The sequence below is a fragment of the Chloracidobacterium sp. genome (genome assembly GCA_016715795.1).
GTDB lineage: Bacteria > Acidobacteriota > Blastocatellia > Pyrinomonadales > Pyrinomonadaceae > OLB17.
The window spans coordinates 1,917,039-1,933,473 of sequence record JADJXP010000002.1 but is presented as its reverse complement, the minus strand read 5'-3'; the positions used below and the strand labels follow the sequence as shown (position 1 = coordinate 1,933,473).

The following is a 16,435-nucleotide window of genomic DNA, read 5'->3' as shown; positions in this document are numbered from 1 at the left end:
GTGCTATCCTTGCAACAATCGTGCCGCAAGGCGTGAATTTCGACGTTATTTCGTCCGTTCGATCAAAAATGTGCGTGGGACAGTGGGACAGCAGGAGAAATCGACGGAAGTGTCTTGTATACAATGAGTTACGCTGCCCCACGACTGTCCCAAAGTGTCCCAAAATGGGACAAAACTAGAGTTTAACGGAGCCAGAACCTATAATCGTGAGTAAATGAGCATTCCGGAATTTGACGAGATCGTCGAGCAAAATGACCAGACGGCGGCACGCGCCGAGCACCTGGCGGCTCTGCGCGAGCTGATCGGCAACGCCTATCCGAACAAATTCGACCGCAGCCGTCTGACCGGCGGCGACGACACGATCACGGCGATCAAACGCCATCAGCCCGTTGTCGATGTCGAGCACGAGATGGGCATCGTCAAAGAGAACCTTGCCGAGGGCGAGCGGCCGCCGGCGGATATCAAAGATTCCTTCAATGAACGGCTGCTCAACCTCGGCCGCGTTCGTATCGCCGGACGGCTGACGACGCCGCCGCGAGGTAACTTTGTCCATCTCACTGACGGCATCAGTAAGCTCCAGGTCTACAGTAAGAAAGGACAATTTGCCCTCGTTAAGAACGACGGCAACGATACGGTCGATGAAGAAAATGGCTGGGCGGCGTGGCAATTGATCGATCACGGCGATTTTGTCGGCGTTGAGGGCTATCTGTTTGTCACCAATACCGGCGAGGTTTCGGTCCACGTCGAGAAACTCCAATTCCTCGCCAAGGCAATGCTCCCGATGCCCGACAAGATGCACGGCATCGAGGACGCTGAGATCAAGCAGCGGCAGCGTTACGTTGATTTGATCGGCTCGAGTCTCAGGGCAGAACCCCCTGCGTCAGCGGGGGGCACTCGCGTGCCTGATGGTGACGCGGCAGGACAAAGCGGACCTTCGGGCGAGGCAATGCCACCCGCTCACGCGGGCGGTTCTGCCCTGTCTACCCGCGAGGTTTTTGAACTCCGGGCAAAGGCCATCTCGTCGCTTCGGCGTTTTCTCGAAGACCACGGCTATGTCGAGGTCGAGACGCCGATGCTTACCGCCAAAGCGACCGGCGCCGCCGCGAAGCCGTTCAAAACGCATCACAACGCCCTCGATATCGACCTATACGCCCGCATCGCTCCCGAGCTTTATCTCAAACGCCTCGTCGTCGGCGGTTTTGAAAAGGTCTATGAGCTAAACCGCAACTTCCGCAACGAAGGCATTTCCTATAAGCACAATCCCGAGTTTACGATGCTCGAATTCTATTGCGCCTACATGGACGTCAACGGGATGATGGAATTTTGCGAGGGATTGATGCAGGAGGCGATCCGCAAGGCCACGGGCGGATTGGTTGTCGAGTATGAGGGGAACAAGATCGATTTTGGCAGTTTTCAACGCGTGACGATGAGCGATGTCGTCGAACAGGCAGGCGGAAACCCGAGCATCAGCGAGGGTGCCCTGACGGCGAGCGGACTCTTAGAGTATTTTGAGGAGCACGTCGAACACACGCTGATCCAACCAACCTTCATCATCGACTATCCAAAGTCCATCTCGCCGCTTTCAAAAGCCGACCCGACCAATCCGGCCGTAGCCGAACGTTTCGAGCTGTTCATCAACGGAATGGAGGTCGCGAACGGGTTTAGCGAGCTTAACGACCCACGTGAGCAGTATGACCGTTTCATCGACCAGATGGCAGAGCGTGAACGCGGCGATGACGAGGCGATGGTGCTTGACGAGGACTACGTCCGAGCCCTCTCATACGGCATGCCGCCCGCCGCCGGCATCGGCATCGGCATCGACCGCCTCGTGATGCTGCTTACCAACAAACACTCGATTCGCGACGTGATCTTGTTCCCGCACATGCGGCCGGAAAGGAAAGATAGTAACGATGAATCCGATTGAAGCATTTTCAGGGTCTGATTATTACTCAAGATTCCTCGATAGCTTCTCGGCCCCGGGCAAGATCGAGTATGACAGATCAGGAGACCAAGTAAGCAAGGCGCTTTATCTCCATATCTGCAAAATGAAATTCGCCGCATGGCGTCACCGGGTACAATTCAAGAGAAATCGTAAATCCGCCTTCGCTGACATCTTTCAGGATCTTATCGCATTTTATCTAATGAAATGTCTTCCCGAAGGCTTTGAAGTTCAACTTGAACCGAGACGGGATGGGATGCAGCCGGACATTGCAATTTATAAGAACGACGTCCCGGTATTCTTGGTAGAGATCAAGACGAACATCGGCTGGAATCGCCCGGATTTTCGTTCGGAAGATCCTTTTAGTGCGTTTAGCCAGAGAGTCGAGGCTTTGGCAGCTACGTTTGAAGTCCCGCGTGAGAATATTATTTACGTTTTTGAAGACGCTGGAAATCTTACAGGAGAATTTAGAAATCGTTGCTCTGAGCGCCCGAGATCAACGGAATTCCCATATTCCATTATCTTTGCGTTGTTTGAATACAGTGATCCGTATTATTGGAAAGGTTTCGTCACCAACCGAAGCGAAGAACCTCCGCAAATCACCGATCAGGAAATACTCGATCGTGCGGAAAGGGAAAAGTACATCATAACGCGCTTCGAAGAGGTGTTGTACCGAATCGAACAGAGCTGCGCTTGAGATTTATCTCAGGGAACTCTGTCCTCTGCGGCTGATCTACGCGATCGCCTCGATCATCTCCTTGACGGCGTCGCTCAGGCCGACGAAAACGGCACGCGAGATGATGTTGTGGCCGATGTTGAATTCGGTGATCTCGGGGATCGCGGCGAGGGCGCCGACGTTGCGATAGGTCAGTCCGTGGCCCGCGGCAACGATCAGGCCGAGAGAGACAGCGTGCGAGGCTGCAGCGGCGAGGCGAGAGACTTCGCCCGCGGCTTTCCGGGCACCTTCGCCGTGGGCGGCGCGAGACGAGAGCGTCATCTCGGCGTATTCGGCGGTGCAAAGCTCGACCTGCTGGGCACCGGCACGTTTTGCAGCGTCGATCTGGGCCGAATCGGGATCGATAAAGATGCTGACAAAAATGTCGGAAGCTCGCAGCTTGTCAATTGAGCTTTTAACCGCGTCAAAGTTGCCGACAACGTCAAGACCGCCCTCAGTAGTGACCTCGTTGGGTTTTTCGGGCACGAGCGAGACGGCGTCGGGCATGGTGGCAACCGCAATGTTGACCATCTCGTCGGTCGCGGCCATCTCGACATTGAGATACGTCGTGACGACGTCGCGTAGCAACTCGATATCGCGATCCTGAATGTGCCGCCGGTCACCGCGAAGATGAACGGTAATGCCGTCGGCCCCGGATTGTTCGCAGATCACTGCCGCCGTGACGATGCTCGGCTCGATCGTCTTGCGGGCCTCGCGGATGGTGGCGACGTGGTCGATATTGACGTTGAGCTTTGCTGGCATATGCAGATTTTAACAGGATGGACAGGACAAACAGGATAGATACAGAAAAATCTTATCCTGCTTATCCTGTCTATCCTGTTTGAATATTGTCATAGACACCCGTGCGGGCGTTGCGGCGGATCTGGTTGAGTTCGCTGATCATTCGACGCGTATCGCGCAGGACACTGACCTTTGAGCCGAGAACGTCGTTCCAGCGGACAGGTATCTCGGCGAGACGCAGCCCGTGGTACTGGGCGACGAAGAGAAATTCGACGTCGAAACCGAACCGGTCGATGGTCATCACGTCGAGCAGCGGCCGGAACTTCAACATATTAAAGGCCTTAAAGCCGCATTGCGTGTCGGCGAAATTGAGGCCGGACATCTTGCGAATGATAAAGTTCATCACCTTGCCGCCCTGTTCTCGCTGCCACGGCTGGTGCGTGCCGATCAGCGAGCGGTCGAGCGCACGCGAGCCGAAGGCGACATCGATCTCGCCGGAGCGAATCGGTTCGACGAGCTTTGACATCTCCTCGATCGGCGTTGAGAGGTCAGCGTCGGTAATGACTGCGGTATCGGCGGATGCAGCCAGCAGCCCCGTCTTAACGGCGAAACCTTTTCCGCGGTTCGCTTCGTACCTGATGACTTGTGACGGCACGCCCGGAACTGCGGCGAACGCCCGCTCAGCAACCGCTGATGTATCGTCAGACGAGCCGTCATCAACGACGATGACCTCGGCTCTGAGGCCATTATTTGAGACGTGGCTGAGTATGATGCCGAGCGGCTGCGAGATGCGTTCGCTCTCGTTATACGCCGGAATGACTATGGATACGTCGAGGTTCATCGCAAATAGCTAATGGTAAGTTTTTGCCCTCGAAAAGTAAATTTTGCATCGAATCTGACGTAAGATAATCGTGAGCGAGAGAATGAAGAACAAGTTCTTATTGATAGCGGTCCTCGTCATCGGCATTGGGGCCGTGCTGGGCGGCGCATTTGGCCGGATGCCTGAGCGGACGTCGGCTGAGGCCGGGACAACGGCTGAACGCATAGTTGCGGACTACAAGGATGCTCTTCGCCTGATCGATGAGAGCTACGTCACATCGGCCGACCACGATAAGCTGACCGATTCCTCAATGCAGGCGATGTTGTGGACGCTCGACCCGCACTCGTCTTACTTCACGAGCGAGGAATTTCGAAAGCTCGACGAGGAGCAATCCTCACAGTTCTACGGTATCGGCGTCTCGATATTGCAGCACCGCGACGGCGTGTATGTTCAGTCCGTAGTGCCGAATACGCCCGCCGACAAGGCCGGGCTTCGTTACGGCGACCGATTCCTCACCGTCGAGGGCAAGGACGCACGCGAATGGACAAGCGCCGATGTCTCGCGAAATGTGCGCGGGCCAAAGGGCACACCTGTCCGCATACAGATCGACCGTGCCGGTTCGGCGACGCCGGTCGATTATGAGATCACCCGCGGCGGCGTTCCGCTGCCGTCGATACGGAATTACTTTATGCTCCGCGACGGCATCGGCTATATTGGCCTGACCGGCGGCTTTCAGACGACAACCTCCGAGGAACTCACGACCGCAATGGCCGATCTGAAGAAAGAGGGAATGAAGAGCCTGATCCTTGATCTGCGCGGAAATCCGGGCGGCATTCTGGAGCAGGCTGTTGCTGTGGTCAGCAAGTTCATCCCCGGCGGCGAGACGGTCGTGTCGGTCAAGGGATCAAAAGATGCACCGCAGCGAGAGCTTCGTGCGACGGGCAGCAATGTCGATACCGAGCCGCTTATCGTGATGATCAATGGCGGTTCGGCGTCAGCCTCCGAGATAGTCGCGGGTGCTATTCAGGACTATGACCGTGGGCTGGTGGTCGGCAGCGACAGCTTTGGCAAGGGCCTTGTCCAACGTGTCTTCAGACTGCCATACGGGACAGGTTTGACCCTGACCACGGCACGCTATTACACGCCATTTGGCCGTTCGCTCCAGCGGGAATATTCGAGCGGCTCGATCTACGATTACTACACGCACGGCGACGACCGGCCCGAGAATGACGGGCTCGACGCACCGCCAAAGCCGCCCGGCGTTCCGGTGACAACACCAAGTGGCCGCACGCTCTACGGCGGCCGTGGTATCGAGCCGGATATCGCGGTTGCTCCGCTGGCCCCGTCACCTGCGCGTGCCCGGATCAGTGAGGCTGTGTTCTTCTTCGTTCGCCAGCTTGTGGCCGGCCGGATCAATGGCTTTGACAGCTTTAGGGTCGAAAAGCAGAACTATCGTCAAACGCTGCAGCCAAATGAGTTTAGCGTCTCAGATCGTTTGTATGAGGCATTTCGTTCCCACGCCGTGTCTGATCCAGCTAACGGCCTGACCATTGCCAACATCGACAGCATGGCTGACTACGCTAAGACACGACTGCGCCAGGAAATTGCCACCGCAAACTACTCAAGCGAGGCCGGCGTCCAGGTGCTCCTCGAGAACGACCCTCAGATCCTCAAAGCCATCGAATCAATGCCCCAAGCCGGCACAATGATCGCCCGCGGCCGGCCGTTTGACATCCAAAACGGTTCGAGGTAGCATTTACCAACTTTTTTCAAAACTTCCATAATCACGGCTCAGAACCGCAGATGACCCTGCCGGTGTGCAGAAAGGAGACTAACATGAGATCAAGTACTCGTTCGCGAGAATGTTTATACTCGGTACCCGGTTTGACAGGGGCCCTTTGTAGTTTTTTATGCGTTGTGCTGTTTGTGTTCTCAGCTCCGGCGCTGGATCTGGCCGTTGATCCCGGGTTCGCGCCGAGCCTGACCGATGGCTATACGCGGGTCGAGGCTGTCGCGGTGCAGCCGGACGGCAAGACGTTGGTTGGCGGTTCGTTTCCCATCGCTAATGGCGTTGCACGTGCCTTGATAGCCCGTTTCAATGCCGACGGCACACTCGACAATACCTTCAATCCCGTTTCGATCGGCGGCATCGGTTTTGTCCTCGATATTGTCGTTATGACAGACGGCCGGATACTCGTTGGTGGGGCTGCACCCGGCGTTGCGCGGCTAAATGCTGATGGCTCGCTCGATGCGACATTCAATCCCGGAACGGGGGCGAGTAGCGTGAACGATGTCCTGCTTATGTCCGATGGCAAGATCATCGTCTCCGGGGGATTTACGCAATTCAACGGGACGCCGGTTAGCCGGATCGCGAGACTGAATTCAGATGGGTCGCTCGATAGCTCCTTCACGCCGCCGACGATAAATTCGTCGATCCAAGAGGCGGCCGTCCAATCCGACGGAAAGATAGTGATGGTTGGTGGATTCACCTCTGTGGCGGGCAATACTCGCCGAAATTTGGCAAGGCTCAACAGCGACGGCTCGTTTGACGCGAGTCTCGATGCCGGAACCAATTCATCGGCGATGCAGCCATCGGTTGCCATTCAGCCTGACGGGAAGATCCTCGTTGGCGGCACGGACACTCAGAAGGGCATCACGCGGTTTACGTCAACGGGAGCCGTGGATGGCACATTTACATCGCCCTACGATCCAAACTCCGAACCGACGGTCCACAGCATGATCGTATTGCCCGGCGGATCCATCATCGCTGGTGGCGGAGGGTATGGGCCGCTGCCCGGTGGTGGCCATCCGTGGGGTGTCGTAAAACTTACGCCTAATGGCAGCCTCGATCCCGGCTTCACCCCTGTGCCTGTTATCGACGGTGGGATGGAGATATTCTCTATTTCGCTTGGCCCCGACGGAAAGATCTTTGCAGGCGGAGATCTCTACAAGCTTGGCTCCTTGGCGACGCCCAGCAAACGGATCGCACGCCTCAATACAAATGGATCGATCGATACGGGTTTTACCGGCACGGTCGAAGGGTACGGAGCGGTAAGGGCTATCAAACAGCAAACGGACGGCAAGATTCTGGCGGCGGGTAATTTTGAGACTGCAAACGGCACGCCCAGGCGAAACATTGCCAGGTTCAATGCGGACGGCACCCTCGACGCCTCGTTTTCTGCTGATGTGGATTTTGATATCAATGCTATCGCGATACAGAACGACGGAAAGATCGTAATTGTCGGTATGTTTTGGGCGGTCGCCGGTGCCGAGCGTCTTGGCATTGCGCGGCTTGATGCGAATGGCGCGCTCGATAGTTCGTTTGTGCCGGGTAATATCTCCGTGCTGGGCTACAGCTGCGTGATTCAGCCGGATGGAAAGATCATCGTGGGAGGTTTGATATTTACCCAGACAGGGAGCGTTGGCATTACCCGGCTAAACTCAGATGGGTCGCAGGACAACGGCTTTGCACAGCCTAATTCGTCTTATGTATTTGACATTGGTCTTGCGGCGAATAATCAGATCTATATTGGCGGAGCTTTTTCAAACTACGCGGGCAGCGGCCGCAGCAAGGTCGCCAGACTGAATACTGACGGAACCGTTGATCTGGCCTTTAACGCAAACACCGTCACGACCGTCAGAAAATTAGCGATCCAGCCTGATGGAAAGCTTATGATCGGCGGCGACTTTACAAGTGTAAACGGTTTCCCGTCAGCAAGGATCGCGAGGCTGAATAGCGATGGTGGTTATGACTCTGCCTTTGCCGTTGGAACGGGCTTCAACGCTACGGTAAGCGGCCTCTATCAAAGGCCCGACGGTCAAGGCGGGCTTAAGACGCTCGCCGGTGGTTCCTTCTCCTCTTACAACGGAACTGCGAAGAGTTACTGGGCAGAACTGAATTCAACCGGAGGCCTGACCAGCGTTGACGCCCCTGCGAACAGCACAGTCTCCGTTATCACAGGCCAGGCCGATGGGAAGGTCCTTGTCGGTGGAGTCTTTACATCTATGGATGGACAACCGAGACTGGGAATTGCCCGCCTCCAGGATCAAGAGCCCAGTGCGGCACCGTTCGACTACGACGGCGATGGTAAGACCGATTTCTCCGTATTTAGGCCGGCCGATGGTGCGTGGTATCTGCAAAGGAGCACGGCCGGGTTTCAGGGGCTGCAGTTCGGGGCGAATGGCGATAAGCTGACGCCGGCGGATTACGATGGTGACGGTAAGACGGATATTGCGATATATCGGCCTTCGACGGGATTGTGGTATATCCTGAACAGCTCGAATGGGACGGTGTCGTATCCGGTGTTTGGGGTGGCTGAGGATCTTCCTGCTCCGGGTGACTATGACGGGGACGGGAAGGCTGACCTGACGGTGTTCAGGCCAAGTCAGGGGACGTGGTATCGGACGAACTCGTCCAACGGCTCTACGTTTGGGATGCAGTTTGGTGCGAATGGCGATGTGCCGACGGTCGGTGACTTTGACGGTGATGGTAAGAACGACCTCGGCATCTTCAGGCCGTCGATAGGCGACTGGTACAACATCCGTAGCTCTAACGGCGACGTATTCGGCGAGAGGTTTGGCCAGACCGGTGATCGGATCGCACCGGCTGACTACGACGGCGACGGCAAGACCGACATCGCGATCTATCGACCTTCGACGGGCCTTTGGGTGGTGAGGAATTCGGCGACGGCGACGTATTCGTATGAGGTCTTCGGCGCACCGGCGGACATTCCCATCGCAGGGGACTACGACGGCGACGGCAAGGCAGACATCGGTGTATGGCGGCCTTCGGATGGGACCTGGTACATCAAGCGCAGCGACAACAGTCAATTCATCGTCTTCCCATGGGGCCAGAATGGCGACAAGCCGACACCGTCTGCCTACGGCAATTGATTGCCGGAACGCGGGCACTTTGCCCGCCAGTAGCGAACGTCATTTTGGCCGCGGATAACGCGGATCGGGCGGATAAGGACGGATAAGATAATGGGTCTTCATATCCGGTTTTTTCCGCTTGATCCGTTTATCCGCGTTCTATTTTGGGAACGCCACGCGCGGGCAGGGTGCCCGCGTTTCGCCGCGGTGAGCCTAACTCTTTCCGCCGGTTTTGGAGTCGAGGCGGATGTCGGTTATTTGGATGTCTTTTTGGACGGCTTTGAGCATGTCGTAGATGGTCAGGGCGGCGACGGAGACGGCGGTGAGGGCTTCCATTTCGACGCCCGTTTGGGCATTAGTGACGGCTTCGGCGGTCAGAGCGACGCCATAGTCGGTGATCTCGGCGGCCACGTTCACCTTTGACAGGTTTAGCTGGTGGCAGAGCGGGATCAACTCGGATGTCTTTTTTGCCGCCATGATGCCCGCGATGCGGGCTATTTCCAAAGGGTTCCCTTTTGGGGTTTGTTGAGTTTGTAGGGTTCTTAGAGTTTCGGAGTTCAAAAGGACGCGGCCCGAGGCGACGGCGCGGCGTGCGGTGACGGCCTTTTCAGACACATCGACCATCCTGATCTTTCCTGCGTCGTCAAAATGTGAAAGCTCGCTCATAAGAAGGGATTCACCACGGAGGCACAGAGTGCACAGAGCTACAAGAATGAGATATCAACAACTTCTCCAATCTTATAGGTTTTTCCGGCCGCGATAAAGATTAGGGCTTCGGCGCGGGCGAATGAGGCGAGGTCGGACGAGCCTTGGGTCTTGAGCGGCGTGGCGATGAGGTGGCCGGTTGCGTCCGTATCTAGTCGTGCAGCGGTGTAAGTGTCGCGGTCTTTGGCGGCCTTTACGTTTGCCCCGACGATCGCATGGCCGGCGCGAAGGCCGGTCGTTGCCGCTCCCTGCATCAGCATAAGTGCTTTGCGGACAAAGAGATAAAATGTCACCGCAGCCGAAACCGGATTGCCGGGCAGTCCGAAGACAAGCATTTTTCCGAGCCGGGCAAAGACGGCCGGTTTGCCCGGTTTGAGCCGGACCTTTTCAAAGTAGATCTCCGCTCCGAGTTCGATGAGTGCTTGTTTGGTCAGGTCGTACTTTCCGACCGACACGCCGCCGGTGATAATGAGCACCTGCGATCTGCAATTTGCGATTTGAGACTTGAGTTCTGCGAGGCTGTCTTTGGCCATTGGCAGGATCGACGTTTCGGCACCGTAATGGCGGGCGAGGACGTCGAGCATCACGGAATTTGAGTTGCGGATCTGGTCGCGGCCGGGGCGTTTGGCGATATCGACGATCTCGCTGCCCGTGCCGAGTATCGCCACCCGAGGGCGACGGCCGACATCGACCTTGGCATAACCAAACGAGCCGAGGGCGGAGATCATGTTGTCACTAATGATCTCGCCGCGTTTGAAAACGACTTTACCGTGTTTGATCTCAGCGGCGCGACGCACTACGGACATGCCCATCCTGACCGGCTCAAAGACCGTAACGGAGCCGTTCGATTCCTGTGTGACCTCGACTCGCTGGACCGAATCGGCACCGGCAGGCACGCGTGCCCCTGTCATGATCCTGACGGCTTGGCCTCGTTTCAGGCGGCCATTCCAGCCGTGGCCTGCGGACGACTCGCCCACGATCTCGAGAGAGACGGGCGTTTTCGCGATGTCGGCGGCGATAACTGCAAAGCCGTCCATCATTGACCTGTCAAACGGCGGCAGATCACTGTCAGCAACAACCGGGGCGGCCAGCACACGGCCGACCGCGTCGGCGAGCAGAACTTTTTCGGTGCCGAGCGGCGCAGTCTGTACCGCAATAAGTTTGAGGGCTTTTGAGATAGGGATCATTCGGCATGACGCAGGTGAGCCCGAAACCCTGCCTGTATAAAGTGGACATCGTTCGTCAGAGCGTCGAGACACTGATGGTCCTGCATAACGATAAACGAAACACAGTCGATCAGGCCCCACGTCTTATCAGTTCGGGATCGATACAGGTTGAACGCTCGGAAGAATAGGTCGGCGTCCATGGTGACTATTGTCGCATCTTCATCGCCAAGGATCGTTTCGATAACCTCTGCGGCCTCATGTCGAAAGTGACGTGAAAGCGAGTTGCCGATCTCAAGCAGGACGCTGTCCGTTGTTAGCCAAGGCTCGTCGTGAAATCGGTCGAGCACCGTCATCGCTCGTCCATGCAAGAAATCGTTGGGGTTAACCCAAGCGACCACAAACGAGGTGTCCAGGAAGATCATTTTTCCATTTCTTTACCGAAATAAAGATACTCGTCCAAATTGGTCGCAAGATCAGCAGGAGCGTCGATTCGGATCGAATTCAACCTTTCAATCGTTTTTTGGCGGCTCTGTTTTGCTGGCTTTACTCTTGCAAGACCGCGAACATACCTATAGAGCCCATCCAGTTTATCGGCTGGCACTAGGTCAATTTCTCGCTTGAGTTCTTCGACACTTATCACAGGACGATATTACCTGAATCGCGCCTGTTAGTCTAAACCTTTTGTGAATGGTAAGATAATTGTTTTTTAGTAGCTTAGCGAGGGATAATTTAAACGTGATCGAATTTCAATTAACCGAAGAACAAATTGCCCTGCAGAAAACCGTCCGCGAATTTTGCGCTGGCGAGGTAGCACCGCATATCAAGGAATGGGACGAGAAGGCGTTCTTTGAGCCGAGTGTTTTCACCAAGATGGCCGAGCTAGGATTGCTCGGCGTATGCATTCCGGAGTCGTATGGCGGTGCGGGATTTGATTATATCTCGCTTGGTTTGGTGTGCGAGGAACTGGAAGCCTGCGACACATTTTTGCGCGTTGCAATGTCGGTGCATGTTGGGCTCAATAGCCTGAGCGTGTATTCGTGGGGCACCGAGGAACAGAAACAGAAATACCTGGTGCCGCAGGCAAAAGGTGAGAAGATCGCCACGTTTGGCCTTACCGAACCGAATGCGGGCAGCGATGTCGTCGGCATGCGTTCCTACGCACGGCGTGACGGAGATGATTGGATACTGAACGGCGAGAAGATGTGGATCTCGCTGGCCGACGTGGCGGACCATTTCCTGTTCTTTTGCTGGACCGATCAGGAGAAACAAAAAGTGCGCGACCATAGCGGTATCTCGTGCTTTATTGTTGAACGCACGATGCCGGGCTTTTCGAGCGGGACGCTGCATGGCAAGTTGGGCATTAAGGCAGGGAATACGGGCTATTTTTCGCTTCAGGACGTTCGCGTGCCGCATTCGAACATGCTCGGACAGGAAGGTGAAGGATTCAAGATCGCGATGTTCTCGCTCGAGAATGGGCGATACACGGTCGCGAGCGGAGCGACGGGGGTGATACGAGCGAGCCGCGATGCGTCGGTCGCGTATGCGAATACACGCGAAGTGCAGGGGCAGCCGATCGCTAACTTCCAGCTCGTCAAACAGAAGATCGCCGAGATGGAGGCCGACTACCAGATGGCCCACATGCTCTGGCTCAAGTGCGGTTGGCTAAAGAACGAAGGCCTGCCGTCGGCGAAGGCCGCCTCGCTGGCGAAATGGCAGGCGACGACGCGATCTGAAACGGCCGCGTCGATGGCGATCGAGGTGCACGGAGCCAACGGCTATACGAACGACTATCCCGTTGAGCGTTATCTCAGAAATTGCAAGGCCGCCGTCATTTACGAGGGGACGCGTGACATTCACACGCTGATGCAGGCTGATTGGGCACTGGGGCTGAAAAAGGAAAAGGCGGCACGCGTTACGCTGCCGCCATATCGTCCCGACGCGAAAGGCATCGCGGGCTAGTTATTTCGCTGTATTCGTATTCGGTGCGGGCTGTGCCTTCTTAACGGCATCAAAATCAGGCATCTCGTTGGTGAGCTTCCACTCGCCATTTTCCTTGACAAAAACGAGCTTGATGCCGGTCGGATACTTGTCGGCCTTGAATGTCACTACGGCTCGATCACCGGTAATCTGCTCATTCGATGCCTCGCATGTTTTTCCCGTGATCTTGTCAGATTTCAGGAAATCAACAAGGCTCTTGGCCTTTTCTGCTTTCATGTCGGCCTCAAATGCCTTAAGGCTAGCCGCCGAATACACCTTTCTGAGCGCCGCATCATCGCTCTTCGCCCAGGCTTCGCAATAGGCCTTGATGACCGGTGTCATCGTAGGGGCATTGTTCTTCGTCTCTTCCGGCTGTTTTTTGGTGGTCTCAAGCGGATTATTCGCGTTGCTTGCAGCCGTATTGGTCGCGTTCGCGTTCGGCGTCGTTCCGCCACAGCCAATCAGGCCAAGCGAGGTCAAGGCAATAGCCATCAGTATCAACAAGGATCTCATAGTGCAAAACTCCTAACAGAACTAAAGTCCCGAGTATAGTAAACTTGCCAAAGATGAACAAAACTGCCGAGACCGAATTGCACCGATCGTTCCTGATCGAAGGGCTGCCTGAGCCGCTCACACCGGCAAGCAGCCACGTGCAGATATTCGATGGTTACATTCCCGGCACCCGATTGCGATTGCGGCAGATGCGCGATCCGTACTCGAATGCCTGGACGCGATTGCTGCAGCAGCGCTTTGCGACTCACGACGACGATCTGGCCGAGACCAAGCTGGCCGAGATGCATCTGGATGACGCCGAGTTCGGGCTGCTCGAATCGCTTGCGCGCAAGGAGATCCGGAAGAACCGCTACTTTCACGAGTTCGATCGGGTGTCATTTTCGTTCGACGTATATCTCGGGCCGTTGTGGGGATTGAATACGGCAAAGGTCGAGTTTCAGGGCCGCGATGAAATGGAACGCTTCGTTCCGCCGCCCTTCGCCATCTATGAGATAACGAATGATCGTTACTTTGACGGAGCAAACCTCGTCACTCTGGAGTTTGCAGATATCCAAAAAAAGGTCACGCTGCTTACGGCCTTGCAGGGATCGCCCGAACCAGACGAATGATCTTATTGGGCAAGCCTGAGCGGCGGAATTTCGAGCTGCGGCGGCGGTATTGCCTGAGCCTGAGATGATGGAAGGATATTCTGCCAACGGGTGCTGTCGTTGAGCAGCCGAGCAATGTCGGCGACCGGCAATGGCTTTGAGAAGAGATATCCCTGACCGTATTCACACCCTAGAACGCGAAGTTGGTGAAATTGGTGTATAGACTCGATTCCCTCGGCAACCACCTTTAGATTCAATGCTTTAGCGAGAGCGATGACGGTGCGGACGATCTCGCCGTTTTCGGTATTCTCCTCCATCGCCGAGACGAATGAGCGGTCGACCTTGAGCAGGTCGATCGGGAAGCGGTGCAGGTAGCTCAAACTCGAGTAACCCGTTCCGAAATCATCGATCGAGATCCGGACGCCCGTTTCCTTGATCTGTTTGAGCATGAGGATCGCGGTCTCAGCATTTTCCATGACCGCGCTCTCCGTCAGCTCGAGCTTGAGGTTCGCGGGGTCAATGCCGGTTTCCGAGATCACGGTCGTTATCTGCTCTACAAGCGCCGGATGGCCAAAGTGCTTGCCGGACAGGTTGACTGCGATGCTCAATGGCTTTGCACTGTCAAACGTCTGCTGCCATGCGACGATCTGAGAACATGCCGAATGAAGTATCTGGACCGTCATCGGAATGATGAGGCCGGTACTCTCAGCGATCGGTATGAATTCGTTCGGCGGCACCAGCCCACGCTGCGGATGGTTCCATCGGACCAATGCCTCAAAACCGTCGAGCGTTGCAGAATCAAGACTGATGATCGGCTGGTAGTACAACTCAAACTCGCTTCGTTCGATCGCGAATCTCAGATCGGTTTCGAGTTGAAGCCGTGTGACCGCGCGGACGTGCATCTTCTGGTCAAAGATGACGTAGTTTTCCTGATTCTCTTTTGCATAATACATCGCGATATCGGCATCGCGGAGAATGTCCTCGGCCTCGGGGTATTTCGAGTTGCCGTAGGCAATACCGATCTTAGCGCTCGTAAAGACCTGCCGGCCGTCAAGCGTATATGGCTCTGACAGGCGGCGCGCGAGGCGGTCGGCAAAGGCTGTCGCTTCGTCGCGGCTTAGCAGGTCGCTGAGAACGACGCCGAATTTATCGCCGCTGAATCGAGCGGCCATGTCGTCCTCGCGGATCGTGCTCGATAGCCGCTTTGCAACATTCCTGATCAGACGATCGCCCATCGAATGGCCGAGGCTGTCATTGATCGTTTTGAAGCTCTTGAGGTCCATAAGAAGGACAGCAAAATTGCTCTCTGTATCATCGCGGGTCCCCTGCAGCAGTCCCTTTAGCGTGTCGAGGAAGTAGTTGCGGTTCGGCAATCCGGTGAGGGCGTCGTGGTAGGCAGCATGCCTGAAGTTCTCGTGGCTTTCCTGCAGTGCCTCGCTGCTGCGCTCCAGCTCCTCCACGTAGTGCTTGAGTTCCTGAACGTGCTCCTCGGCCTGCTCGGCACGTTCGCGCTCTGCATGTTTTGCCGTCTCAATGCTCCGCTTTAGGTCCTCAACAAACCGTCGAAATGTAAGGTAGATCACCCCGAAAAAGGCCACGACCGCGGCGATCATGAAGATATTGACCGACTCGAGAGCTTCGACAACGATCCCGGCGACGACGGCGCCGGTCAGATAGATGAGAACGGCCGAGAAGCAATTGCCTGTCCAGACCTTCCAGAATGAAATGTCCTTTCGTATTGAAGTATAGACCGCTACAAGGCCGGAATTTACAACGAACAACGACATTGACAACACCGTCAGCATGACGACAAAGCTCGTGGTGTCCTTGCGCTGCATGATCATCTCGATCGGGAATATCCCTCGCGTTACGATGGCGGCAAAGAAAACCGATATCACAGCAATCTGGACATTCGCGAGTATAGCCTTTGCACTGAATGGTGTCCCTTGACGTCTGATCTTGAGGGCAGCGACCGCCGTTTCAATGGCCGCAATGAGCAACGCCACCTGGCCGCCGTAAACGATCAAAGCGAGCATTATGAGCCCGTCGGAGATCGTGAGGTGCATGTTTACGCGTGGCAGCTGGACTTTCAGGTAGCAGCTGCAAAACACGGTCAGAACGGTCAACGTGATTACGCCCGCGTCGATCTTTTGCGGATCCAGCCCGAAAAACGCCCAAACGAGGCCGCCGACCGCAAATGGAGAAAGAGCGGCGATAAACAGGCTGACGGATCTTTCCTTGGAGGGCGTCAACATTGGACGAGCGATCGGAAGGCTGGTTGCAGGAGACGGGCGCGGCCCGCGCCAAATAGGATGGGCAGTTGTCGGGGTCGAAACCCGACAACGTCTATTGTAGGACAATCATTCGGCCATGTGCAATAAAAATATTTTAACAATGTAA

The 16,435-nt window shown here is 55.8% G+C and carries 14 protein-coding genes; 6 read left to right on the top strand and 8 right to left on the bottom strand.

Going from position 1 to position 16,435, the window contains the following annotated elements; all coding sequences use genetic code 11:
- Positions 1-214: 214 nt before the first annotated feature.
- On the top strand, positions 215-1,924 hold the full coding sequence (locus tag IPM59_13935; GenBank protein ID MBK9216667.1) for a lysine--tRNA ligase: 1,710 nt from the start codon (positions 215-217) through the stop codon (positions 1,922-1,924).
- Complete coding sequence (locus IPM59_13930; protein ID MBK9216666.1) at positions 1,911-2,636, top strand: hypothetical protein; 726 nt, start codon at positions 1,911-1,913, stop codon at positions 2,634-2,636. The genes IPM59_13935 and IPM59_13930 overlap by 14 nt, the downstream gene beginning before the upstream one ends.
- 36 nt (positions 2,637-2,672) lie before the next feature.
- On the opposite strand, the gene IPM59_13925 is transcribed toward IPM59_13930, so the two are convergent.
- Entirely contained in the window at positions 2,673-3,416 is a 744-nt protein-coding gene (locus tag IPM59_13925; protein ID MBK9216665.1) for a pyridoxine 5'-phosphate synthase, read from the bottom strand.
- A 70-nt stretch (positions 3,417-3,486) separates the two neighbouring features.
- Positions 3,487-4,236, bottom strand: a complete 750-nt coding sequence (locus IPM59_13920) for a glycosyltransferase family 2 protein (protein MBK9216664.1) — start codon at positions 4,234-4,236, stop codon at positions 3,487-3,489.
- Positions 4,237-4,318: 82 nt separating this feature from the next.
- Here IPM59_13920 and IPM59_13915 point away from each other — a divergent pair, with 82 nt between their 5' ends.
- Both IPM59_13915 and IPM59_13910 read left to right on the top strand, forming a co-directional pair.
- Positions 4,319-5,968 carry a S41 family peptidase gene (locus tag IPM59_13915; GenBank protein MBK9216663.1) on the top strand — a complete coding sequence of 550 codons (1,650 nt, stop codon included), beginning with the start codon at positions 4,319-4,321 and terminating at the stop codon, positions 5,966-5,968.
- Between the two features lie 164 nt (positions 5,969-6,132).
- Positions 6,133-9,108, top strand: coding sequence for a VCBS repeat-containing protein (locus tag IPM59_13910; protein ID MBK9216662.1), 2,976 nt, complete (start codon positions 6,133-6,135; stop codon positions 9,106-9,108).
- A 192-nt stretch (positions 9,109-9,300) separates the two neighbouring features.
- On the opposite strand, the gene moaC is transcribed toward IPM59_13910, so the two are convergent.
- From moaC to IPM59_13890, 4 genes are read right to left on the bottom strand one after another with little or no spacing between them, the layout of a single operon-like run.
- Positions 9,301-9,753 (bottom strand): cyclic pyranopterin monophosphate synthase MoaC, encoded by a 453-nt coding sequence (gene moaC / locus IPM59_13905; protein MBK9216661.1) that lies wholly within the window; start codon positions 9,751-9,753, stop codon positions 9,301-9,303.
- Positions 9,754-9,791: 38 nt separating this feature from the next.
- On the bottom strand, positions 9,792-10,979 hold the full coding sequence (locus IPM59_13900; GenBank protein MBK9216660.1) for a molybdopterin molybdotransferase MoeA: 1,188 nt from the start codon (positions 10,977-10,979) through the stop codon (positions 9,792-9,794).
- Complete coding sequence (locus IPM59_13895; GenBank protein MBK9216659.1) at positions 10,976-11,380, bottom strand: type II toxin-antitoxin system VapC family toxin; 405 nt, start codon at positions 11,378-11,380, stop codon at positions 10,976-10,978. Before IPM59_13895 ends, IPM59_13900 begins: the two co-directional genes overlap by 4 nt.
- Positions 11,377-11,598 carry a hypothetical protein gene (locus tag IPM59_13890; GenBank protein ID MBK9216658.1) on the bottom strand — a complete coding sequence of 74 codons (222 nt, stop codon included), beginning with the start codon at positions 11,596-11,598 and terminating at the stop codon, positions 11,377-11,379. The genes IPM59_13895 and IPM59_13890 overlap by 4 nt, the downstream gene beginning before the upstream one ends.
- Before the next feature lie 98 nt (positions 11,599-11,696).
- Between IPM59_13890 and IPM59_13885 the strand changes: the two genes are divergently transcribed.
- Positions 11,697-12,917, top strand: a complete 1,221-nt coding sequence (locus IPM59_13885) for an acyl-CoA dehydrogenase family protein (protein ID MBK9216657.1) — start codon at positions 11,697-11,699, stop codon at positions 12,915-12,917.
- Here IPM59_13885 and IPM59_13880 read toward each other — a convergent pair whose 3' ends face one another.
- Positions 12,918-13,448 carry a DUF4878 domain-containing protein gene (locus tag IPM59_13880; GenBank protein MBK9216656.1) on the bottom strand — a complete coding sequence of 177 codons (531 nt, stop codon included), beginning with the start codon at positions 13,446-13,448 and terminating at the stop codon, positions 12,918-12,920.
- 53 nt (positions 13,449-13,501) lie between these two features.
- Between IPM59_13880 and IPM59_13875 the strand changes: the two genes are divergently transcribed.
- Positions 13,502-14,056, top strand: a complete 555-nt coding sequence (locus tag IPM59_13875; protein ID MBK9216655.1) for a hypothetical protein — start codon at positions 13,502-13,504, stop codon at positions 14,054-14,056.
- A gap of 2 nt (positions 14,057-14,058) precedes the next feature.
- Here IPM59_13875 and IPM59_13870 read toward each other — a convergent pair whose 3' ends face one another.
- Positions 14,059-16,290, bottom strand: coding sequence for a bifunctional diguanylate cyclase/phosphodiesterase (locus tag IPM59_13870; GenBank protein ID MBK9216654.1), 2,232 nt, complete (start codon positions 16,288-16,290; stop codon positions 14,059-14,061).
- Between the last annotated feature and the right edge of the window lie 145 nt (positions 16,291-16,435).

Bases quoted from the DNA above. Each gene is read 5' to 3' on its own strand.
- IPM59_13875 (MBK9216655.1), top strand. From the start codon at position 13,502: ATGAACAAAACTGCCGAGACCGAATTGCACCGATCGTTCCTGATCGAA.
- IPM59_13870 (MBK9216654.1), bottom strand. From the start codon at position 16,290: ATGTTGACGCCCTCCAAGGAAAGATCCGTCAGCCTGTTTATCGCCGCT.
- IPM59_13935 (MBK9216667.1), top strand. From the start codon at position 215: ATGAGCATTCCGGAATTTGACGAGATCGTCGAGCAAAATGACCAGACG.
- IPM59_13880 (MBK9216656.1), bottom strand. From the start codon at position 13,448: ATGAGATCCTTGTTGATACTGATGGCTATTGCCTTGACCTCGCTTGGC.
- IPM59_13915 (MBK9216663.1), top strand. From the start codon at position 4,319: ATGAAGAACAAGTTCTTATTGATAGCGGTCCTCGTCATCGGCATTGGG.
- moaC (MBK9216661.1), bottom strand. From the start codon at position 9,753: ATGAGCGAGCTTTCACATTTTGACGACGCAGGAAAGATCAGGATGGTC.
- IPM59_13920 (MBK9216664.1), bottom strand. From the start codon at position 4,236: ATGAACCTCGACGTATCCATAGTCATTCCGGCGTATAACGAGAGCGAA.
- IPM59_13900 (MBK9216660.1), bottom strand. From the start codon at position 10,979: ATGATCCCTATCTCAAAAGCCCTCAAACTTATTGCGGTACAGACTGCG.
- IPM59_13925 (MBK9216665.1), bottom strand. From the start codon at position 3,416: ATGCCAGCAAAGCTCAACGTCAATATCGACCACGTCGCCACCATCCGC.
- IPM59_13930 (MBK9216666.1), top strand. From the start codon at position 1,911: ATGAATCCGATTGAAGCATTTTCAGGGTCTGATTATTACTCAAGATTC.
- IPM59_13895 (MBK9216659.1), bottom strand. From the start codon at position 11,380: ATGATCTTCCTGGACACCTCGTTTGTGGTCGCTTGGGTTAACCCCAAC.